Consider the following 21,823-nt stretch of genomic DNA (forward strand, 5'->3'; position numbering starts at 1 on the left):
CATGCTAAAAATCGTTATCCAGAATTACTTGGTGGTAGCAATTCCCTCCAAAATAATGTCAATCAATTTTTCAGGTTCATCCCCGTGTTTAGGTTGAAGCCCTTCGCCAAGAACTTGGTGGTAAAAGATATAGCCGAAGATAATATAAAAAAATAAGTTGGCAATAACAGACTCATCCATGTCCTTAAACTCACCTTGTTCTTGTTTTTGCCTAATAAATGATTTTGTCGATTCCATCGCAGGAGTAGTGATGTTCGTTACAATTGCTTTTTTAATCTCGTCCTGTGAATAAGCTTCTCGAAAGAGGACTTTTATAATGGATTGGTTTTGGGCGAGCTGTTCCAGCCTGTCTCGAAAAGCCATTGTCAATGTTTCTTTCGCATTATTTGGCTCGGGTGAACGGAAAATTTCTTGGATCGTTTCCAGATATTTTTTTGAACCAAGTTCAATAAAAACAGGTGCTAAAATATGGTACAACAGATTTGATTTTGACTTGAAGTTACGGAATAATGTTACTTCGGCAACGCCAGCTTGTTTAGCGATATCAGCAGTTGAACTAGCCTCATACCCCTTTTCTGCGAATAGCTTGGCAGCTGCTTGGATAATTTGTTCTTGTTTTGCTGTTTTTTTCTTCGATTCATTTAGCGAATCTAAGAAAAGCTGAAATGCTTCAGTTATTGATGGGCTATTGTCGTCGTTTTTCATATGATCACCTATTTACTGCAGATGCTTTTTAAATTTTGCAATTGTCGCGATGGAAAGCAAAACGGTAAATCCGAGCAATACAAGACTTTGGGGCCACAGAAGCTGGAGAGAGTTCGCTTTTAAGAAAATCCCCCTTAAAATCTCCAAAAAATACGTTAGAGGGATCAACCCTCCCAATAGCTGAATCAGCATTGGCATCGATTCTCTCGGAAAAACAAAACCAGAGAGGATCACACTTGGAAGAATGACGGCAAAGGACATATACATGGCTTGGAGTTGATTTTTGGCGATGGTGGAAATGAAAATACCCATCGCTAAAGTAGCAACAAGGAATAGCAAACTTAATAATACCAATAAGAAAGGGTCGCCTGCAATTGATACATCAAACCAAAACACGCCTGCTAAAAGAACAAAAGCAAAAGACATTGTCCCAATGACTGTATAAGGCACTAATTTACCAATAATTAGCTCTACTGGACGAATTGGCGTAACGATCAACTGCTCAATCGTGCCTTGCTCTTTTTCACGGACAAGGGCAAATGCAGTCAAAATTAATGTGACCTCTTGCATGATGAGACCAATTAAAGCTGGAATATTAAATTCCATACTGTCCATGGAAGGATTATAAAACACCTGTGTTTCATGCTTTAATGGGCTATTAGGAACTTCTGCTCCACTCCGGACCAATTGTTCCGTCTGAACTGTCTGTGCATAGTTTAGCAAAAGCGACTCGCTTCGGAACAACGCCTCTTGTGCATAAGTCGGATCGGAACCGTCGATTAAAAATTGTACAACCGCTGTATCCGTGGCAAGCTCTTTTGAATAATCCGCTGGAATAATAAGACCTGCATGAATGTCGCCCTTATCCAGGAGGTGTTCCAGAACACTGACGTTGTGTTCATAACTCATAATGTTAAAGTCGCCTTGGCTTGTTAAACGGTCAATTAGTTCTCTGCTTTCTGCCGTTTGTGACTGGTCTAGAACAGACAAATGAACCGATTCGACATCGTCATTCATCGCATAACCAAGCAAGACAAGCAGCAAAACGGGGAGGATAAGGGCAATGGCAAGGCTTGCAGGGTCTTTCTTTATTTGAATGAATTCCTTGCGAACGATTGCTTGCAGTCGAACAAAACGAAAACGCTTTTCTCGGCTATTCAAACGAATCACCCTTTTTTAGATAGGAAGCATGTTCTTGTTCTTGCTGCTCTACTAGCTTAACAAACAAATCATCTAAGTTTTTGACCCCGTATTGGTCCATAATCTCTTTTGGTCCGCCATTAACAAGCAAGTTTCCTGCATACATAAAGCCGATGTTGTCACAAGTTAAGGCTTCGTCCATGTAATGGGTGGTGACGAGAACGGTGACGTCGTCTTTTTTCAATTGATGGATAATATCCCAAAATATTTTGCGCGAGACAGGGTCCACGCCTGCAGTTGGCTCATCAAGTATGAGCAACTCCGGTTTATGGAGCATAGCACAACATAATGCAAGCCGCTGTTTCCAGCCACCAGACAACGCTCCTGCCCGTTGGGAAATGCGGTCCTCTAACTTTGTTAGTTGCAAAAGCGTTTGGATACGAGCTGCAAGTTCTTTCTTCTTTAGTCCATAAATTGCGCCATAAAACTGCAAATTTTCAAGTACCGTTAATTCCAAATACAAACTGAATTTTTGCGACATATAGCCGATTTGCTGCTTAATCTGCTCTGGTTGTTCTGCAAGACTATAACCAAGCACAGTTCCACTACCAGATGAGGGTGGAAGAACACCGCACAGCATGCGAATGACAGTCGATTTTCCGGCTCCATTGGAACCAAGAAAGCCGTAAATGGTGTTTTTTTTCACGGAAAGGTTTAGGGGCTTAACAGCCATCTTAGATCCGAACTTTTTTGACAACGCGTTACAACGAATAGCATCCTCTGTCATGTGATTAAATCGCTCCTGACCGCCTATAATGAATTAATCCAAATTTCTACATCCATCCCGGCTTTTAATTGCTCGTCGTTGCTTTCAATTGTAATGTGCACAGGAAAAACTTGGCTGGCTTTGTCTTCGTTTGTTTCAATCGTTTGCGAACTGTATATCGCTTCATTTTCAATAAAGTCGACAGTGCCTTCGAATGTTTCTCCAGGCAAAGCAACAGCGCTTATTTGAACGGACATACCTTCAGAAAACTCGGGAAGTTCACTTTGTGGTACATAAATGGTTGTTTCAAAAGGAGCGTCTGTCAAAATCGTTACAAGTGGAGTGCCAGTTTGCACAAAATCGCCCTCATCGATTAGCCACTCAAAAACGGCGCCGTCTTTTGGTGAATGAATGCTTGCTTTTGATTGTTGGTATTGAGCCTGTTCTAGACGGGCTTGTGCTTGGTCTCGTTGGCTGTTAAGAGCATCTAGTTGCACATTAGAAGCGGCTTCATTTTCTGCTTGCTCAATTTCGGCATCGGCTAATCGTACCGATGCTTCCGCTTCTACCGTTTGTAGCTCCAATAAACGCTCGTCTAAAGACACAAGCAATTCATCTTTCGCAACGGCTTCCCTTTCAGCGACATGGATATGTTCGATTTCCCCTTGTAAAGGGCTATAAATCGTTTGTTTTTTCGCTTCAATCGAACCAGTGTAATTTGCTTCTTCCGTTTGCGAACAGCCAATTAATAAAAGCAAAGAAAAGGAAAAGATTGCTGGTTTTGCAAAAGACATAGCAGCACCTCGTTATTGAATGTAAGTACTTACTTTCAAATATAATGGAAGAAAAAGAGAAAATCAATGGATAGTGAAAAAATTTTTCTAGAGCATGCCAGTAACAGAATAGTTATTGGCGGCTCATTAGGTAAAAGGCGGTTATTTCTCGATTTTCTTAAAGACACTACGAGTGCAAAAATGCTGCAAAGCCAACCGATGTGCATAAAGAAGGTGGAAAACAAAAACGCATTTCAAACGTTTGCTTTGGAAGGTTGGTATTATTTTGCTATGTGGTCACTTGCCTTTGTCCCAGAACCACATAAAGGGATGACGATCGTTTCTGTTTCACAGTGTCGGTAAACGTGAAAGGCGGCGTAGGTAGCGGCGCTAGTAAGTTCCACATCAAAACCTTGCTTGGCAAGTGCCGAGCGTGCTCTCGCTATTTGTGCTTCGCTAACAGTTATGAAGGTGCCGTCCGTATTGCGGACTGCCTCTAAAATTTGCGTTGCCCGAGGTGGTGCAGCGATCGCAATCCCTTCAGCAATCGTCGTTTGGCCTAATGTAGGCGTAATAGATGGTTCTCCTGTTGCAAACGCATGAGCAAGGGGGGCACATTGTTGAGCTTGCACGGCAACAATTTTCGGGCATTTGCCAATAAGACGGTTCGCTAAAAGCTCAGAAAAGCCGTAATAAGCACCAAGTAAAAGTGTGCCGTTGCCAACGGGGACAATCACTGTGTCTGGTGCTTCGCCAAGCTGTTCATAAATTTCGTACGCATACGTTTTCGTCCCTTCATAAAAGTAGGGATTATACACATGGCTTGCATAAAAACCGCCTTCTTCTAAGTTGGCGGCTTTTTGCTGTGCGGCACGTGCGACATCTTCACGTGTACCGGCAATGGTATGAACCGTGGCATTGTATGCCGCCATTTGTGCTTGTTTTTTCGGGGAAACCGTATTGCTGCAAAACACTTCGCAAGCGATGCCAGCTCTTGCTGCATAGGCCGAAACGGCAGTCCCTGCATTGCCGCTGCTATCGGCAATGACAGATGTAGCACCAAGCTCCAGCGCTTTTGCGATTAGGACAGCAGCGCCACGGTCTTTAAAAGAGAGCGTCGGCATTAAATAGTCGACTTTTACATAGACATTCGGCTTATCAGCAGAAACAGGTAGAAGCGGAGTATCGCCTTCGCCTAAAGTCACGTTTTGCCAACTTTTCGCGTCTTTTTCAAACGGCAATGCGTCCAAAAAGCGCCATAATGTAGGAGGTCCAGATTTCCAAGCCGTAGGGTGGAGCAACGGCATTTGTTTGTCAAGGTCGAGCAGACCGCCACAAGGGCATTTCCAAAGGTCACGCGAAACAGGGTAAGTGGTATGGCAACTGTGGCAAACATAGGATTGCTTCATCAGACGATCGCTCCTTTTGTCGAGTCTTTTTACAATAGAAAAAGGCTAGTTTAATTGTTTACTTCCCTATTGGGAAAATTGGGAAACTACTAGATTTATAAATCATTCTAATAGATAATAGATTTAAACCAACTATAAAGGAGGCATAATCAATGAAACGAAATCACTTATTTACTAGCATTACATTAGCATCCGTTGTTACGTTGGCAACTGCTCCGGCAGCTTCTGCTGCTAGTTTCCTGTCACCGTTACAAGCTTTGAAAGCATCATGGTCGTATGAGGGGGACACGGGACCTGAATTTTGGGGAGACTTAGACGAAGCGTTTGCTGCGTGTTCGAATGGAAAAGAGCAATCACCAATCAATTTGTTTTATGATCGTGAGCAAACACCGAAGTGGAATTGGGCCTTTTCATATAGCGAAGCTGCTTTTTCTGTTGAAAATAATGGGCATACGATTCAAGCTAATGTGGAAAATGAGGATGCCGGTGGTTTAGAAATTAATGGCGAAGCTTATCAGCTGACACAATTCCATTTCCATACTCCGAGTGAACATACGATTGAAGAAACATCCTTTCCGATGGAGCTTCATCTTGTTCATGCAAATCATGCAGGGGATTTAGCGGTGCTCGGCGTTTTGATGGAAATTGGCAATGATCATGAAGGCATTGAAGCCGTTTGGGAAGTCATGCCCGAAGAAGAAGGGACTGCTGAGTATTCCATTTCTATAGACCCGAGCCTATTCCTGCCTGAAAGTGTGACTGCTTACCAATACGACGGTTCATTGACAACCCCTCCTTGTAGCGAAGGCGTGAAATGGACGGTGCTTAATGACACCATTTCGATTTCAGCAACGCAACTTGATGCATTTAGGGCCATCTATCCACAAAACTACCGTCCAGTCCAAGAGCTAGGCGACAGAGAAATCGGGTTTCATTATCATTAATGAGAAAGCGCCCACTAGGTAGTGCGCCCACTACCTAGTGCGCCCACTACCTAGTGGGCGCTTCAGCTTAACAAAACCTCGCATCGCCTGTGTTTTCTTTCAGTCTGAGCGACAAACGCTTACTGACATTTTCGGTTGCTATGATCCTCCATTTTACTCGCGTCTTCATTCCTCGTCTCACATGCGTTGATTATTCCACGCATTCACTCTAATGGAACAGGAGCCGGTACCTTTTACGTGGCCGGCCACGAAGTTTTTCCTGCCTTACTGTTGTTTCTTCTGCGGCTTGTCCTTGTTCTAATTTCTTTAAAATGCGATTGGCGCTTCGAGTCGTGATGCCTAAATGGAGCGCGAGATCATTTGCACAGACATCATGGCGCTTTGTTTTTGCAGGTATTGCCAAAATTTTTTGCAGTTGCAACACAGATACGCCAGTTTGTTTGCTCCATTTTTGCAATTGAAGCGGATCCAGTTGTAGTTCTAGGCGTTTCCCGTCGCCTAGAGGGCCGAGCAACGTGCTTTCAGTCAAGATATAAGGGCAGCCGATTTTCTTTTGTTGCTTGTTGGCCGTTTTTGCGTTTGTCCGTGCTTCATGAAGTGTTTTTCCCGTCCCCCAGCCTAATTGAAACGCAATTTTGGGGTGTTTGCCTTTTAAATAGGCGGATAAAGCACATTGTTTGAAGCTGTTGGTAAGGCGCTCTAAATCGCCAAATGACGTTACTAACTCAAAGCTTGTTTCATTCGCATGAACTAAAAGTGGCTCTCCTTCCATTTCTGAGTAAGAAAGCAATGCATGGTGGAGCTTGATTTTTTCTATTTCTGTTTTTGCCTTAAAAGTCAAATAACCAATCGCGATTTGTTTGTCTGCTAATTCTTGTGTTTCTAACTGTAGCAGCAATGTTTCTACTTGTTTATGGATGGAACTAGTTGATGGCGCTAAAAAAAGTGTCGGGATGCCGTCCTTTTGCAAGACCGGCAAAATATTGCTGAACCTCGTAATTGATAATTGCGCGCCATCCATATGTGCGTGTCGATGAAAGGCAATCAGTTGCTCGTACATTTGGTCGTTGACGTCTTGAAAAAGCGAATCGCTATAGTAAAGGGGGAAATCGTCTGAAGGCACAAACGACTTTAAGTTCATATAGCCATTCTCTTTGTTGAGAAAATCAATGACCGTTCGCTTCATTTCAAAGGATCGTTCAAATGTGCAAGTGAGCAACGTTTTATAAAAGTCTTTTTCGCTTAAATCGACAAACACAGAAGGCTTAGGCAAAGGGCCAATATTTTGTTCAAAATAGAGTTTTGGAATAATGCCGCCAAAAACCCAGCCATCAATGTCATGGCGGTACTGCTGATAAATGGTTTTGATTTCACTTAAGCTTTTATATGAAAAATAAATAAAGCTAGCATTTGTTTGCAAACTCATTAATGCTTTCTTTATATGGGGAGTGGTATGGAAGGCGGCCATAATGCCGATCGTTGCCATTGGTCATCCTCCAAATGTCTTATTTTTTTTAGTTTACCAGACTTTTTTTAAAAAAGTATTGGCGATTATGGCGATTTTATAATAAAGTAAGGAAAATACATATGTCTAAAAACTGTCTTTTAATTCATAGGAGGGAAATTATGGATCAACGACTTTTTCTAAAGCGCTATATTGGCGAACATCAAGAATTATTTCGGCGGGCAGCGTTGGCCATTTGGAATTATGCTGAGTTGCGTTTTGAAGAGTGGGAATCTTCAAAACTCCTTAGTGGCATCCTTGAGGAAGAAGGCTTTGCAGTTGAACGAAGTATTGGCGAAATGAAGACAGCCTTTATCGCAACGTATGGAACAGGAAAACCTGTCCTTTCATTTTTAGGAGAATTTGATGCGTTGTCTGAACTGAGTCAAGCAGGCGGTACAGCCGAGCAACAATCGATTGTAGCTGGAGGGGCAGGGCATGGCTGCGGTCACCATTTGCTCGGAACTGCGTCACTAGCGGCAGCGCTCGCGACGAAAGCCTACATGGAACAGCACGGGTTAGTTGGCACGATCCGTTATTATGGCTGCCCAGGCGAAGAAGGGGGCTCCGGCAAAACGTTTATGGCAAAAGAGGGCGCATTTGCTGGTACTGATACTGCGATTAGTTGGCACCCTGGCACTTATACGAGCGTATGGACGGCCGAAACATTGGCGAATATCCAAGCTTCGTTTGCTTTTATAGGGAGAGCTTCCCATGCTGCCGCCGCTCCCCATTTAGGGAGGAGCGGACTTGATGCAGTCGAGTTAATGAATATCGGGAGCAATTATTTGCGGGAACATCTCATTGATGAGGCAAGGGTACATTATGCCATTACAAACGCAGGCGGCCTTTCGCCAAACGTCGTCCAGCCAAAAGCAGAAGTCCTCTATTTAATGCGTGCGCCGACACTCGAACAAACACAAGCTATTTATGAACGTGTGAAAAAGATAGCAAAGGGTGCTGCGCTAATGACAGACACAACGTTAGAGATCCGTTTTGATAAAGCGTGCTCGAATTTTGTACGCAACTACGTGCTTGAGGATGTAATGAGAGAGGAATTAGCTGCAATTGGCGTGCCATCTTATACGGAAGAAGAGACACGATTCGCTGAAACAATCCGCAAGACATTTTCGAACGAAGACCGGGAACAAACGATGGTAGAGTTGGCAAATCTCGTCGAGAATCCGAAGCAAGAATGGCTTGGACAAGTGCGCAACAAAGCACTGATTGATGAAATTATACCTGTCTCAAGAAAGCGAACGCTCCTGGCTGGCTCGACTGATGTAGGCGATGTAAGCTGGATTGCACCAACTGTTCAATGCTATGTGACATGCTTTGCATCAGGGACAGCGTTCCATACATGGCAAATGGTTTCCCAAGGGGCAACGACGACTGCCTATAAGGGAATGAACCACGCGGCCCTCGTAATGGCTGCAACAGCAGTGCGCTTATTGCATGATCCAGACTTGGTGCGTCAAGCGAAAGAAGAATGGGAAGAACGGTTTGCCAACCTGCAATATGTTTCCCCTATTCCAAACGGGGTAAAACCAGCACCTATTTCGCGCTAATTGTTCGTGCCAGGTTATCTGCCAGAAAAGGCATTTGCACGTTCAAAACGTGATAGACTGTTAGCGAATTAAAGACATATTTAAGACATTGGAGGAACAGCGATGACAGAACAAACTGAAAAACGTTCATTTTTTACGAAAGTGCTGGATGGAATTGAACGTATCGGAAACAAACTCCCGCATCCGTTCATGTTGTTTATTTACTTGGCCGTGTTTTTAATGGTCATTTCAGCGGTTTTACATGCGTTCGACTTAACGGTGCTAGATCCAGGCACCAATGAAACAGTAGCTGTAAGGAGTTTGCTATCTCAAGAAGGCTTTCTCTACATTCTCTCGTCGATGCTTAGCAATTTTACAGGATTCGCCCCTTTTGGGCTTGTTATTACGATGATGCTTGGTATCGGCTTGGCCCAAAAAGCGGGGCTATTTGAAACATTCATGAAGACAACGATTTTAAAAGCGCCAAAATCACTTGTTACATACGCGGTTGTTTTTGCAGGAATACTTGGCAACATTGCTTCTGACGCGGCGATGATTATTATACCGCCGGTGGCAGCAATGGTTTTCCACGCTATTGGACGGCATCCCCTTGCTGGGTTAGCCGCTGGGTTTGCAAGTGTTGGAGCAGGCTTTACAGCCAATTTTATGATTGCTGGAACAGATGCGTTATTAGCAGGCATTTCCACTGAAGCAGCTCGGACAATTGACCCTGATTTCGTTGTAACCCCTATCGACAACTGGTTTTTTATGTCAGCTTCGGTTGTCATGCTCGTTTTCCTTGGTGTATGGATCACAGAGAAAATTATTGAAAAACGCCTTGGCACTTATAATCCAGCTTATGCAGACGAAGGCATCAACGACCAAAGCCTCGATTATCCAACAAAACAGGAAATAAAAGCATTGCGCAATGCTGGGATTGCCCTGCTGCTTTATATTGGGGCTGTGGCTATGCTTATTGTTCCAACAAACGGAATATTGCGTGGCGAAGAAGGGACCATTATCCCGTCGCCATTTATCGACAATATCATTCCGATTTTGCTTGTCATGTTTGTCGTTGTAGCGGTTGCCTATGGGATCACAGCAGGGACGATAAAGTCCACGGCAGACGTGCCGATCTTAATGGGAGACGCGATGAAAGACATGGCCGGTTATATAGTGCTTGTGTTTGCTGCCGCCCAGTTTATTGCTTACTTTAATTGGACGAATATTGCGACGTTGATTGCTGTAGGCATTGCTGATTTTTTACAACAAGTCGAATTTACAGGGTTAGGATTGTTCGTTGTCTTTATTTTGCTCGTAACCGTGCTAAACTTGTTTATAACAAGTGGTTCCGCGCAATGGGCGCTTATGGCCCCTGTGTTTGTGCCGCTGTTCATGTTGCTTGACTACAATCCAGCATTTACTCAGCTTGCATACCGGATCGGCGATTCGGCGACCAATGTCATTACGCCGATGAATCCATATGTCGTGATGGTGCTTGGCTTTATGAAACGTTATGACAGCAGGGCCGGTTTTGGCACGCTAATGTCGACGATGCTCCCATATAGTTTGATCTTCCTTGGCGCTTGGATTGTCCTCTTTATCATTTGGAACGTAGTTGGTTTGCCGATCGGTCCAGGCAGTGGCATGTTATTAACGAAATAACCCCTATAAAAGGAATGAATGGACGGTGTATAGAATGGGAAAATTACAGAATCAACTAAAAACATGGCGCCGTGATTTGCATAAGCGTCCCGAATTAGGCTGGTGTGAATACCAAACAACGGCTTACATTTATCATGTTTTAAAGCCTCTATGTTTTACCCTTCATCTTGGCAATGAAGTAAGTAGCAAAGAAAAAATGGGTGTCCCTTCTGCTGAAGTGGATCGCCTCCATTTCAAGCGGGCAGAGGAGGCAGGCATTGATGCTAAGTTGCTCGAGAAAATGGCTGGCAATCAAACGGGGCTTGTGGCGACTTTTGACACAGGCAAAGCAGGTAAACATATGGCTTATCGCTTTGACATTGACGCGCTGCCCATTTTTGAGTCAAATGACTCCTCCCATTTGCCAGCTAACGAAGGATTTCGCTCGATCTATGATGGCCAGATGCATGCCTGCGGCCACGATGGCCATACAGCAATTGGGCTCGGACTGGCTCAACTGATCCATGAAAATCGGAACGAGTTAAACGGCGTATTTACACTGATTTTCCAACCAGCTGAAGAGGGAGTAAGAGGGGCGAAAGCGATCGTTGAAAAAGGCTGGCTTGATCATGCTGACTATTTCCTCGCTGGTCATATTATGGGTCAACCCCTTGGCACGGTCGTACCTGGCGTAGCTTCTGCATTAGCGACAACGAAGCTAAATGTCACGTTTACAGGAAAATCGGCCCATGCAGGAGGCAACCCAGAAGAAGGCAGGAATGCATTGTTAGCCGCAGCACAGGCTACCGTTCAACTTCACAGCATCCCTCCACACTCACAAGGGGCAACACGTTTAAATGTTGGCACGTTTCACGCTGGCAGCGGTAGAAACATTATTGCTGACCGGGCAGAGCTTGAACTGGAAACAAGGGGTGAGACGACGGCGCTTAATGTTTATATGGCTGAAAACGCCAAACGAATCATCCGTCATACAGCAGAGGCATGGGGCGTCGACTATACGCTCGATCTAGTCGGAGAAGGGATTTCAGCCAAGTCTGATCCCGAGTGGCTAGAAATTGTCAAGCGAGCGCTTGCAGCGAGCGATCTAGTTCAAGAAGTTAGTGACCGCTATGAAGCAATTGGAGGTTCCGAAGATGCGACATTCATGATGGAACGTGTCCAACAACGAGGAGGGCTTGCTACTTACTTGCTTTACGGCAGCACTCTAGCGGAAAAGCACCACCACCCATTGTTTGATTACGATGAACGGGTGTTGGAAATCGCAGTTGACAGTTTATGGCGCCTAACAGCGCAACTACAACAGTCTTAACTAGGGGTCATGCAAAATCAACCATAAATTAGAACAAAGATGGATACTAATTTGGAATGATTTAGTCAATTTAAAGGACATAACGTACTAGTACGTTATGTCCTTACTTTAATTAGAATAGGCGTTTTTGAGCTATTAAAAACATTCTTAAATTCAGTTCTTAAAGCGCAGATGACCAAGCAAATGAATATATTTTTTTCATCAAAATGGAATTTATTCCACATTATGTTGCTGTATATTATTAATTGTCTTATTCACTGTTGAATATTAGCATTCGTTAGTGTGCGTCAAAAGATTAAAATACCCTGGGTAATCTAAAACAAACCCGTTATTATTTACCAAAATAACTGATTCAAATGAACCACTACTATAATTGAATACCTTATTGGTTAAATTGTTATTAATCAATCTATAAGTTTGTTGGGTTTTTTTTACGTTTAAATTACTTGCATCTATAAAGACCATTTCCAAGTGTAAAGGTTCATCTTTTGTCCAATCACATCTATTAATAGGAAGAGTATTTGTAAAAGGTGTACAGGATAAATCAATGTCATTCGCTCCAACTAAATGGTCTAACTCTATATTATTGCCATCAAGCCATTTGCCATTGCTATCTTTACTTAATAAGAGTTCATCTTTTAATTTATCATTCGTTAACTTTAAGCGGATAAAGTTCCAATTTCTTGTCAGTATAACCTCGTATTCAATTTTGTTAGATTCTAAAGGGTCAATGATGGTACTTGTTACACTTATATTGTTCGAAGAATACTTAACCTTTAAATACTCAAGTCCCTTATGCTCGATATTCTCCCATATGTATAACATTTGTAAAAATCCCTCCCATACTTGTCATTACAACTCACACTTTAGGCAGTATCCTACACGGAGCAAACATACGTTCTTTTATTGTATACTTACTAGACTATATTTTCAATATTAAAAAATAAATATAATTTACATAAGGAAAGAGGATATATGCTCTTGCGAACATAATATCCTCTTTAGTCTGTTTAATCGATCCCAAAAAACGCCTCCGCCTTTTTCAAGAAAGGCTCGTCCTCTTTGCTCATTTCATATTCTTCCACGATCGCATCCACAGGACAGACGCCTTGGCAGGCGCCGCAGTCGATGCAAATATCGGGATTGATAAAGTACTGGTCATCGCCTTCTTCAATGCAATCAACCGGGCAAACTTCAGCACATTCTCCTGCCTTTTCGCCAATGCAAGGACTTAAAATGACAAATGACATTCTTGTCACACCTCCAATCTAAAGTTTGTACAAGGCAAGTTCTAATTCAATGCGGTCTTTTATTTTTGAAAGGCATTCTTCTGCAGTTTGCCCAAAAATCTTTTTGCCGTTCACGATCGCGTAAGGACGCAAGGCGCACATGCCGCAAAAAGAGAGGCAGCTGTTTGTAATGACAGCTACTTCTGGGTATTCACTTTCTAATAGCCCCTCCACATCTACAGTATGGATGAGGTTTGACTCACATATTTCTACAACAATAATTCCCATGATTTTCACTCCTTTCGCGGCCTGTGCCTGTTAAGCAAAAAAGAAAGGCGGAAAGCTTGGACTGCTTTCCTCCCTTCTTATCTTTAACCGATTGCCTTTTCGTATGCTTTCGATACGGCCTCCCAATTAATAATGGAGAAAAAGTTCGCAATGTACTCTGGCCGCCTGTTTTGGTAATTCAAATAGTAGGCATGCTCCCAAACGTCAAGACCGAGGATGGCTTGTTTTCCGTCCATGATCGGATTGTCTTGGTTTGCTGTACTGTAAACTTCTAACTCTTTGCTTTCATTGACGACAAGCCAAGCCCAGCCTGAGCCAAAACGTGTCGTTGCTGCTTTAGTGAATGTTTCTTTAAAGCCTTCAAAATTCCCGAATGCTTTATCAATGGCTTCTTTTAAAGCAGGACTCATTTCATTTGCGCCTGTTGGCGGGGCAATTACTTGCCAGAACAATGAATGGTTAAGGTGGCCGCCGCCATTATTGCGGACTGGGGTTTGAATCGATGCCGGAAGTGACTCGATGTTGGCGAGCAATTGTTCAAGCGATTGGCTTTGCAACGATGGCTCGTTTTCCAATGCCGCATTCAAATTGTTTACGTATGTTTGATGATGCTTGCCGTGATGGATTTCCATTGTTTTTCTGTCAATCGTTGGCTCTAGCGCGTCAAAAGCAAAGCCAAGTTCTGGTAATGAATGGGTAGCCATAGAATCCCCTCCAACTTGTTTATGTACTTTGTATACTTATCAGTATAAAAAGTATGTCTTTATAATACCGTGAAATCCTTTTAAAAATCAAGGGGGAATGCATTGCTTCTTTTCTGTTTTTATACGATATAGTAAACTAATGTGTAAGAGCAGCAGTAGGAGTGTGAAAATGGAAAAACAAACAACAAAAGAGAAAATCCTCGAGTTGCTGAAAAAGCAAGTAGAGATGAGTGTCGGCGAATTAACGGATGTGCTCGGGATCACTCATATGGCCGTACGCAAACACCTGAATGTTCTTTTAAAAGATGGCTTTGTCCAGTTTCGTGAAATAAAGCAAGACATAGGGCGCCCCCTGCAAATGTTTTCAATTTCAGAAAAAGGAGACCGCCTTTTCCCAAAAAATTATGAAGGGTTGACAGTCGACTTTCTGCACGACATTCGAGACCTTCATGGCGACGAATCCATCCATTATTTGTTTAAAAAACGGGAACTGCGTTTAACGAATCGTTATTTTAAGCGGATGGTCCATAAATCGCCTGAAGAAAAAATGGCCGAGCTAGCGAAAATCCAAAACGAAAAAGGATACATGGCCGAAGTCACTCAGCATGATGCCTGGACATTTGAGCTTGTCGAGCATAACTGCCCTGTATTTGCAGTCGCCAAACAATTTAAAGCTGCCTGCCAATGCGAAACATCCTTGTTTAAAAATGTACTTGAAACGGAATCAGTCAAACGAGTGGCATGTCAATCAGACGGCGACACTGAATGTCGGTTCGTGATGGCCTTTTCAGAAAATCGGCAGGTAGAGCATCGTTGAGCGCTAATGTGCGTGTAAAAGCGATAGCAAGTTAAGATTGTGTAAAGGATGTAAAACGTTCGCGCCTTTTGTAAAGGAGGGCGCTTTTTTCTTTTTGGCATGACTTTGCTACAATCATGCTGTCCATACTACATGATAGAAGGAAATGGACGGGAAGGAAAAAGGTTGTGGTAAAACGTGCTTGCTAGACATGCATTTGCTTATCTCCTCTCTCACGGGGTACCGGCATTGGTCGGGTTTCTCGGCATTGCCGTTTATTCACGGATGCTCTCACCAGAACAATACGGGCGTTACGCTCTTGTGCTTGCAGTGAGTGCACTCGTCAATGCCATTGTGTTTGAATGGCTGAAAGTCAGTGTGCTTAGGCATTACAAAAGCAGCAAGCAAAGCGAAGCTTTTTATATGACAGTAAAAGCGGCTTTTATAGGGCTAATGGCCGGAACGCTAGCGCTCGCAGGCGTAATGTTGCTCGTTTCCGATTGGCTGTCGCCGCCGCTTTTGTTTTTAGCATTGTTGCTATGTTGGGCCCAGGCATGGTACCAGTTGAATTTATCGCTTTTGCGGGCAGAGCTATCCCCTGTGAGATATGGAAGAGTGGCGTTTGCCCGCTCACTGCTCGGACTCATTTTAGGGGTCTTGTTGATTGCAGCAGGGTACGGGGAAATAGGCTTGGTCATTGGAATCGTTGTCGGTTTGGTGCTGCCGCTCCTCCCTTTATTTTGGCAACGGTGGGGATGGCATTTCCGTCAAAAAGCAATGGACTACACGCTTTTACGGCAATTTGCGGCGTACGGATTGCCGCTTACGCTGACGTTGTTGCTTGGGATGGTGATTCACCAATCGGACCGGATTATTATTAGCGAAATGATTGGGATAGAAGCAACGGGTATGTATGCGGTGACATACGATTTGACGGAACAAACGATCTTTACACTCATGTTGATTATCAATCTTGCTGCTTTTCCACTTGCTGTTAAGGCGCTTGAGGAAAAGGGGGAAGAAGCAGCGCGAGAGCAAGTAAAAGCTAATACCAGTCTATTGCTTGCTATAGGTATTCCGGCGCTTTGCGGCTTGGTCGTGCTTCGTGAAGGGGTTGCCGAGCTATTTTTAGGAGAAGCGTTTCGGGAGACGGCCGTGCTGCTCATGCCGTACATTGCCGTGGGCGCCTTGTTAAAAGGCTTTAAACTCTATGGTGTCGATATTATGTTTCACTTGTATAAGCAAACAAAGCTGCAAATGGTGCCAGTCGCAGTAGCTGCCATCGCCAATGTGATACTAACGATTGCCCTTCTTCCTACTTATGGCTTAGAAGGGGCCGCTTTCGCGACGGTGGTTGCTTATGGGTTGGCGATTGCTCTTGCGTGGCTGTTTATAAATAAGCAAATGGGGCGGCTGCCATTTCCGGGTAAAGATTTTGTAAAGGTTTTGTGTGCAACAGCGATCATGCTCCTTTGCATGTGGCCGTTTTTAGGCAGCGCTCACTGGGGCATGCTCATCCTTCAAGTGGGGATCGGAGGGCTAAGCTATGGTGTTGCCTGTTTGCTGCTTTTTCGAAAACAAGTACAGCTTATGTACAAAAAGGTAAATCGAAAACGAAATCAACCAGTCATTGAAAAAAGGGGAGACGGACAATGATTACATTTGTCGTGCCAACGCTTGGTGAACGATGCAACGAATTTAAACGATTGCTTGTCAGTTTGGATAAGCAAACGGATAAACGGTTTGAGTTGATTGTCGTGTCTCAAGGCAATTACGACCAAGTAGAGCAATGGCTGAGCGCTTTCCAGTTGCGCTCGACCCATATTCAACTAGGGGAAAAGGGCTTATCTAGAGCGAGAAATGCAGCTTGGCCAGCGCTGAAAGGCGACATTGTCTCTTTTTCCGATGACGATTGCTGGTACCCGCCTGATGCAGTCGAACGGGTACACAGCGCGTTTGCGCAAGAGGGCGCTGATGCCTACTGCTTTCAAATTTATGACCCGATCCAACAAAGCCCGTATAAACACTATAATACATCGCCTGGTACTGTCCGAGGACGACGCGTTTGGAAAAAGTCCTCCATTGAGCTGTTTTTCCGCCAGTCAGCGATTGAATCGCTGCGCTTTAATGAAGCATTCGGGCTTGGTGGAACGTATCCAAGCGGAGAAGAAAACTTGTTTTTGCGGCAGTTTTTAGTGGCAGGCCATACACTGATGTACATACCTGAAACAATTGTATTCCATGAGAAACCGTCTCAAGCATCACGGCTCCAGGAAGCGCAATTGGTCAGCAAAGGTCCGCTATTTAAAACAATGTACAACGGGCCGTTTGGCTTCGTCTTGCTTACAGCATTGTTTGCTAAAAAATACAAACACTTAAAGCATCCAACTGCGAGCTATGCGAAAGCGGTACGGGCATTGCTGAACTATAAGCCGAAGGAGGCAAGGCCGTGAAAATCGCATTTGTGCTCTATTCGTTTGCGGCGGGTGGGGTTGAGCGGATGACGCTTCATTTAGCAGAGGCGTTTTTACAAAAAGGCAAGCAAGTCGATTTGCTTGTTATCCATCCTGATGGCGAATACAAACAAGCCGTTCCAAAAGGCGTCAATCTTTTCGCGTTTGGCAAAAGAACGGCAAAGGAGGCATTGCCAGGGATGATTTCTTATTTGCGCCGGGAGCAGCCAGACGTGGTTTGTTCCGCAAAAGACTACTTAAATGTACTCGTTATTGCCGCTAAGAAGCTAAGCTTTTCGAAAGCGCAGTTAATCGTCTCATGCCGCGTCCATTTGAGCGAGCAAGCACGGAAACAGCCAGGCCAGTTTGGCCGCATAAAAACAGCAGTCCGTTACAGTTATCGTTTTGCCGATGATGTCGTTGGCGTCTCCAAAGGCGTAGCTGAAGACATAAAGGCGATTGCCCAATTGCCTGATGAAAAGGTTCATATCATCTATAACCCGGTTGTGACGAAAACGTTAGAGGAAAAGATGGAACAGCCTGTTAGCCACCGCTTCTTTGAAGAAAGGAATGCCAAAGTCATTGTCACAGTTGGCCGCTTGCATGTGCAAAAAGACTACCCTACATTATTGCGGTCATTTGCGAATCTACAACAAAACGAGTTGCCCGAAGCAAGGCTGCTGTTTATAGGCGATGGGGAAGAAAAAGAATCGTTGCAAAAGCTTGCTGCAGAATTAGAAGTTGGCCAAGCTGTTGATTTTGCTGGTTTCCAACCGAACCCTTACGCCTATATGAAAAAAGCGCATTTATTTGCCCTTTCTTCAGCATGGGAAGGCTTTGGGAATGTCATTGTGGAAGCACTTGCGACTGGGACGCCTGTCGTAGCGACAGACTGTCCAAGTGGCCCAAGGGAAATTTTAGCGGACGGAGAATATGGCCAATTGGTTCCAGTGGGCGATACGGTGGCGTTGGCACAGGCAATGAAAGAAGCCTTGCTTAGCCATCATGACGAAGCGGAATTAATAAGCCGTGCCCGTGAATTTACAGTAGAAGCTTGTGCCGCCGCCTATGAAACATTGTTTCGTTAGGTGGGGAAGTCTCTTCTTTGCGGCTATCCTTCTAGACATAGGCGAACATTACCATTTACAAATAAAAAGATAAGAGGGGCTTCCTTTATGGGGGCCCCTCTTATCTTTTATGGAAACGTGAGTGCGGCGATTTTAAAGACGCCACTATCTTCTGCTTCTGCCCAATCAGCAACGTAAAGCAACTCGCCTTCCGTATCGTAACGGTAAATCCGGTTTTCGGCCAGCATATAGCGTGTGTGTTCATGTTCAGCCAGTAGTGTCTGTAGCTTTGTATAAGCGTCTTCCTCGATGGCGGCTTGTTGGGCGAGCAACGATTGGAATTGCTGCTCGGATAGTTCAGACGCATTGTTGCGCAAATAGCTGTCTCCTTCAAGGGCGCTGCGGATGACGAGTGTTTTCTCCCCACACCCTCCTAGGAAAAGCAGCAACATAACTGCAAAAGTCAGCTTTTTCATGATGACATTCAGCTCCTTGCTCCATTGTGCCCTAAGTATAGCGCGCTTAGACGCAGAAGTGTAGCTGGCAGAAAACGGATTGTAAAGGCGAAAAAAGGACATGCTAACAAGAGTTATCCTCTGTCAGGAGTGGGTTTACCGATTTTAAGGCTGGCGAATTTTTTACAAAGGGCCAGAAACTTTAACCAATTCTTTACACCGCCTTTATAAATGCTCTTTGTTTGCGTGATACGATGGCGACAGTTCACGTTGAAAGGATCTTCATGTATGCAATCTTACCGATTTCCGTATGTCATTTCTGCGCATGTGCCCGCTTTTGCTTTTGCAGTGGTGGGTGTTTATGCAGCGCTGGCTCCAGTAGCCGTCTCCCACATGTTCCAGCATGTTTTGTTTGTTCCCAGCTCAGTGTTATTGACTGGGTTAGCGATTTTTCTATTAGGACTAGCCTGGTTTTTGCGTGGTGAAAGAGTCTATGTCAGACAATTACAGCCAGTCGCGATTAGCATGCTTGCTGCTGTCGTTATTCCAGCACTTTTAGCGACGATCGCTGCCGGCTATGCTTTAACGGTTTTCCAATCAACCGAGTACACTGCCTACATACAGGAGGCGTTGCCGCGCCGGCTAATGAACCTCGGTTTATTTGCTTCTTTAACCATTCTAATCTTGCTGTTTTTAAATCAGGACCCTTTGCGGATGACCCGTTCTTTGCTGATTGGCTATTTGACGGGCGCAAGCATTCTTGTCGTAGGGGGGATCTGGCAATTTCTCCATTTTTCGATTGGATATCCGATGCCGGGGTTCGAAACGCGGGCGTTTGTGCATAGTGTTAGTCAGGATGTGCTCATAAATTTTCGACTAACTTCTTTTACTGACGAGCCAAGTTTTCTCGTTCCATTTTTAATTGATGGCCTGATTATCGGCGTGCTGCTTTTCACGAGAAAAAGCTACGCGTTGTATAGCGTTTCTGCCGTGCTGGTCTTGTTGCTTTCTTTTTCCGTCAGCGGTTACGCTAACTTGGCGCTTGTTGGGGCGGCCGCCGTTGTGTTGCTGTTTTCCCGGGGATGGATATCGAAACGAGTCGGCCTTTACGCCGCCTTAGCGTTGCTTCTATTCGCTGTTTTAGCAACGCTGGCTTTTCCGCAAGTCGTAATGGGTTTATTTATGCCGATTATCGGCCGTTTAGACAGCCTGTTTGATGTGATGCATCATAGCCGTTTGTATATGCTCGTGTTCCCATTTGTGTGGCTGTTTGATTATTCTTTCGTCAACGCTTTGTTTGGATACGGGCCAGGAGGATATGACTTTTTGGCACGGACAAAATTTTTAAGCCACCAAGGCGCTGTTAGCGGCACGTCAAACAATGTGTTTGTCGATTTGCTATTTGAACATGGGATGATTGGCGGCATGACTTTTGCAGTCGTCTTTCTAGCTGTGTTTGTCTATTTGTGGAAAAAGCGAAGTGGCCATTTTTACTATTCGGTTGCCTTGGTGTTGTGGCTCCATTTAGGAGTGACCTCCTTGTACCGGTCTGATTTTGTCTCACCGCGTTTTTGGATTCTAGTTGCGATTACTGCTGGTTTAGCCGAGATGGCGAGGAGAGGCATATTTTTTCAAGCACATCAGGATAACCATACATCAGAAAAGAAGGTGGAAACGTTATGAAGCTTTGTGTGATCGGAACGGGATATGTCGGTCTTGTATCAGGTGTCTGCTATAGCCACATTGGCCATGAAGTGGTTTGTGTCGACCGAGATCATGAGAAGATTAAGCGACTTAGCCAAGGGGAAGTGCCGATTTTTGAACCGGGACTTGAAGATATGCTAGCAAGCAACATGACGGCAGGACGGCTATCGTTTACGACCCGTTTGTCCGAAGGGCTGGCCGGCGCAGATGCAGCAATTATAGCAGTTGGTACGCCAGCCCGGGCAGATGGATCGGCAAATTTGGATTATGTGGAAGCTGTCGCCAAGGAGATTGGCTCATGTATAACAGCGGGGTTTGTCGTTATTACGAAAAGCACCGTTCCAGTCGGGACAAATCGGAAAGTGAAGAGCTGGATTGCTGAAACATGCGGCCACGAAGATTTCGAAGTGGCCTCCTGCCCAGAGTTTTTGCGAGAAGGCACTGCCATAGCCGACACGCTTGAAATGGAGAGAGCCGTGATTGGCGTAGAAAGCGTCAAAGCAGAGCGGCTCCTCCGTGACTTGCATAAACCGTTTCAGACAACAATTGTCGCGTGTAATCTCGAAACGGCTGAAATGGCTAAGTACGCAGCCAATGCGTTTTTAGCAACAAAAATTAGCTTTATTAATGAAGTCGCCAACGTCTGTGAACAAGTTGGCGCCGACGTCACTTCCCTTGCCGAAGCCATTGGTTTAGATCGCCGGATTGGACGCTACTTTTTAAAAGCTGGCATCGGTTACGGTGGTTCTTGTTTCCCGAAAGACACGCAAGCGTTTATCCGCGTCGCCCAACAAGCAGGCTACGACCTGCAAATTGTGCCTGCAGTAGAACGAGTCAATGCCGCCCAGCGCTTAACGGTTGTCAATAAACTGAAAACAGCACTCGGTCATAATTTGGCGGGCAAACGGATTGCAATCCTAGGGCTAGCGTTTAAGCCAAATACAGACGACATGCGGGCTGCTCCCGCCCTTGACGTGTATCCAGCACTAAAACGTGAACAGGCAAATACGGTTGCTTTTGATCCGATTGCCACCGAGCAAGCAAAAGCAGCGTTGCCTGGCATTCAACTAGCAAACACATGGCAACAAGCAGTCAGAGATGCTGATGCTGTTCTGCTACTAACGGATTGGGAGACATTTAAGGACATTTCCTTGCCAGAGTTGAAAAAGTTGATAAAGCAACCGATCGTCATTGACGGCCGCAACATGTTCGACCCTAAAGAAATGGAAATGCACGGCTTTTATTACGATTCAGTCGGCAGGCCGGTCGTTGATGGGCGGCTTGAACGCATCCGCGACTGGGAAGATCTTGTATTGGGGATTTATGACCGCTTTGCCAATGGATAAATGTTGAACCTGAATGATG

The 21,823-nt window shown here is 44.6% G+C and carries 21 protein-coding genes; 10 read left to right on the plus strand and 11 right to left on the minus strand.

Features of this window, described 5'->3' with window-relative positions; all coding sequences use genetic code 11:
• Nucleotides 1–24: 24 nt before the first annotated feature.
• From BC8716_RS11885 to BC8716_RS11905, 5 genes are all read right to left on the minus strand, one after another.
• Entirely contained in the window at nucleotides 25–705 is a 681-nt protein-coding gene (locus BC8716_RS11885) for a TetR/AcrR family transcriptional regulator (RefSeq protein WP_094425942.1), read from the minus strand.
• Between the two features lie 12 nt (nucleotides 706–717).
• Complete coding sequence (locus BC8716_RS11890; protein WP_094425943.1) at nucleotides 718–1,875, minus strand: ABC transporter permease; 1,158 nt, start codon at nucleotides 1,873–1,875, stop codon at nucleotides 718–720.
• Nucleotides 1,859–2,632 carry an ABC transporter ATP-binding protein gene (locus tag BC8716_RS11895; protein ID WP_094425945.1) on the minus strand — a complete coding sequence of 258 codons (774 nt, stop codon included), beginning with the start codon at nucleotides 2,630–2,632 and terminating at the stop codon, nucleotides 1,859–1,861. Before BC8716_RS11895 ends, BC8716_RS11890 begins: the two co-directional genes overlap by 17 nt.
• A 23-nt stretch (nucleotides 2,633–2,655) precedes the next feature.
• Nucleotides 2,656–3,405, minus strand: a complete 750-nt coding sequence (locus tag BC8716_RS11900; protein ID WP_094425947.1) for an efflux RND transporter periplasmic adaptor subunit — start codon at nucleotides 3,403–3,405, stop codon at nucleotides 2,656–2,658.
• Between the two features lie 260 nt (nucleotides 3,406–3,665).
• Nucleotides 3,666–4,793: a threonine synthase gene (locus BC8716_RS11905; protein ID WP_094425949.1), complete on the minus strand. Its 1,128-nt coding sequence runs from the start codon at nucleotides 4,791–4,793 to the stop codon at nucleotides 3,666–3,668.
• 152 nt (nucleotides 4,794–4,945) lie between these two features.
• Here BC8716_RS11905 and BC8716_RS11910 point away from each other — a divergent pair, with 152 nt between their 5' ends.
• Complete coding sequence (locus tag BC8716_RS11910) at nucleotides 4,946–5,737, plus strand: carbonic anhydrase (protein ID WP_094425951.1); 792 nt, start codon at nucleotides 4,946–4,948, stop codon at nucleotides 5,735–5,737.
• 208 nt (nucleotides 5,738–5,945) lie between these two features.
• Here BC8716_RS11910 and BC8716_RS11915 read toward each other — a convergent pair whose 3' ends face one another.
• Nucleotides 5,946–7,223 (minus strand): helix-turn-helix domain-containing protein, encoded by a 1,278-nt coding sequence (locus BC8716_RS11915; RefSeq protein WP_094425952.1) that lies wholly within the window; start codon nucleotides 7,221–7,223, stop codon nucleotides 5,946–5,948.
• A 140-nt stretch (nucleotides 7,224–7,363) separates the two neighbouring features.
• Between BC8716_RS11915 and BC8716_RS11920 the strand changes: the two genes are divergently transcribed.
• The 3 genes from BC8716_RS11920 (at nucleotide 7,364) to BC8716_RS11930 (ending at nucleotide 11,762) form a co-directional block, all read left to right on the plus strand.
• The gene (locus tag BC8716_RS11920; protein WP_094425954.1) at nucleotides 7,364–8,809 is read left to right on the plus strand and encodes an amidohydrolase; all 1,446 of its coding nucleotides are present in this window, start codon (nucleotides 7,364–7,366) and stop codon (nucleotides 8,807–8,809) included.
• A 102-nt stretch (nucleotides 8,810–8,911) separates the two neighbouring features.
• The gene (locus tag BC8716_RS11925) at nucleotides 8,912–10,453 is read left to right on the plus strand and encodes an AbgT family transporter (protein WP_094425956.1); all 1,542 of its coding nucleotides are present in this window, start codon (nucleotides 8,912–8,914) and stop codon (nucleotides 10,451–10,453) included.
• Nucleotides 10,454–10,487: 34 nt separating this feature from the next.
• A complete protein-coding gene (locus BC8716_RS11930; protein WP_302473765.1) occupies nucleotides 10,488–11,762 on the plus strand; it encodes an amidohydrolase in 1,275 nt (424 codons plus the stop codon).
• A gap of 267 nt (nucleotides 11,763–12,029) precedes the next feature.
• Here the strand turns inward: BC8716_RS11930 and BC8716_RS11935 are convergent, their stop codons facing one another.
• The 4 genes from BC8716_RS11935 to BC8716_RS11950 all read right to left on the minus strand — a co-directional run bounded on the left by BC8716_RS11935 (nucleotide 12,030) and on the right by BC8716_RS11950 (nucleotide 13,983).
• The gene (locus BC8716_RS11935; protein WP_094425960.1) at nucleotides 12,030–12,587 is read right to left on the minus strand and encodes a putative glycolipid-binding domain-containing protein; all 558 of its coding nucleotides are present in this window, start codon (nucleotides 12,585–12,587) and stop codon (nucleotides 12,030–12,032) included.
• Nucleotides 12,588–12,772: 185 nt separating this feature from the next.
• The gene (fdxA, locus tag BC8716_RS11940) at nucleotides 12,773–13,012 is read right to left on the minus strand and encodes a 4Fe-4S ferredoxin (protein ID WP_094425962.1); all 240 of its coding nucleotides are present in this window, start codon (nucleotides 13,010–13,012) and stop codon (nucleotides 12,773–12,775) included.
• 18 nt (nucleotides 13,013–13,030) lie between these two features.
• Entirely contained in the window at nucleotides 13,031–13,279 is a 249-nt protein-coding gene (locus tag BC8716_RS11945; protein ID WP_094425964.1) for a YuzB family protein, read from the minus strand.
• Nucleotides 13,280–13,362: 83 nt separating this feature from the next.
• Nucleotides 13,363–13,983 carry a superoxide dismutase gene (locus BC8716_RS11950; protein ID WP_094425966.1) on the minus strand — a complete coding sequence of 207 codons (621 nt, stop codon included), beginning with the start codon at nucleotides 13,981–13,983 and terminating at the stop codon, nucleotides 13,363–13,365.
• Nucleotides 13,984–14,152: 169 nt separating this feature from the next.
• Between BC8716_RS11950 and BC8716_RS11955 the strand changes: the two genes are divergently transcribed.
• The 4 genes from BC8716_RS11955 (at nucleotide 14,153) to BC8716_RS11970 (ending at nucleotide 18,320) form a co-directional block, all read left to right on the plus strand.
• The gene (locus tag BC8716_RS11955; protein ID WP_094425968.1) at nucleotides 14,153–14,800 is read left to right on the plus strand and encodes a helix-turn-helix transcriptional regulator; all 648 of its coding nucleotides are present in this window, start codon (nucleotides 14,153–14,155) and stop codon (nucleotides 14,798–14,800) included.
• A gap of 177 nt (nucleotides 14,801–14,977) precedes the next feature.
• Nucleotides 14,978–16,435: an oligosaccharide flippase family protein gene (locus tag BC8716_RS11960; RefSeq protein WP_094425970.1), complete on the plus strand. Its 1,458-nt coding sequence runs from the start codon at nucleotides 14,978–14,980 to the stop codon at nucleotides 16,433–16,435.
• On the plus strand, nucleotides 16,432–17,232 hold the full coding sequence (locus tag BC8716_RS11965; RefSeq protein ID WP_094425972.1) for a glycosyltransferase family 2 protein: 801 nt from the start codon (nucleotides 16,432–16,434) through the stop codon (nucleotides 17,230–17,232). The genes BC8716_RS11960 and BC8716_RS11965 overlap by 4 nt, the downstream gene beginning before the upstream one ends.
• A complete protein-coding gene (locus BC8716_RS11970; RefSeq protein ID WP_094425974.1) occupies nucleotides 17,229–18,320 on the plus strand; it encodes a glycosyltransferase in 1,092 nt (363 codons plus the stop codon). Before BC8716_RS11965 ends, BC8716_RS11970 begins: the two co-directional genes overlap by 4 nt.
• A 107-nt stretch (nucleotides 18,321–18,427) precedes the next feature.
• On the opposite strand, the gene BC8716_RS11975 is transcribed toward BC8716_RS11970, so the two are convergent.
• Entirely contained in the window at nucleotides 18,428–18,775 is a 348-nt protein-coding gene (locus BC8716_RS11975) for a hypothetical protein (protein ID WP_062746201.1), read from the minus strand.
• Between the two features lie 267 nt (nucleotides 18,776–19,042).
• On the opposite strand from BC8716_RS11975, the gene BC8716_RS11980 reads away from it, so the two are divergent.
• Together BC8716_RS11980 and BC8716_RS11985 are read left to right on the plus strand one after the other, a co-directional pair.
• Nucleotides 19,043–20,437 (plus strand): O-antigen ligase family protein, encoded by a 1,395-nt coding sequence (locus BC8716_RS11980; protein ID WP_094425976.1) that lies wholly within the window; start codon nucleotides 19,043–19,045, stop codon nucleotides 20,435–20,437.
• Nucleotides 20,434–21,804 (plus strand): UDP-glucose dehydrogenase family protein, encoded by a 1,371-nt coding sequence (locus tag BC8716_RS11985; protein ID WP_094425978.1) that lies wholly within the window; start codon nucleotides 20,434–20,436, stop codon nucleotides 21,802–21,804. The genes BC8716_RS11980 and BC8716_RS11985 overlap by 4 nt, the downstream gene beginning before the upstream one ends.
• The last annotated feature ends 19 nt before the right edge of the window (nucleotides 21,805–21,823 follow it).

The sequence above is a fragment of the Shouchella clausii genome (assembly GCF_002250115.1).
GTDB lineage: Bacteria > Bacillota > Bacilli > Bacillales > Bacillaceae_D > Shouchella > Shouchella clausii.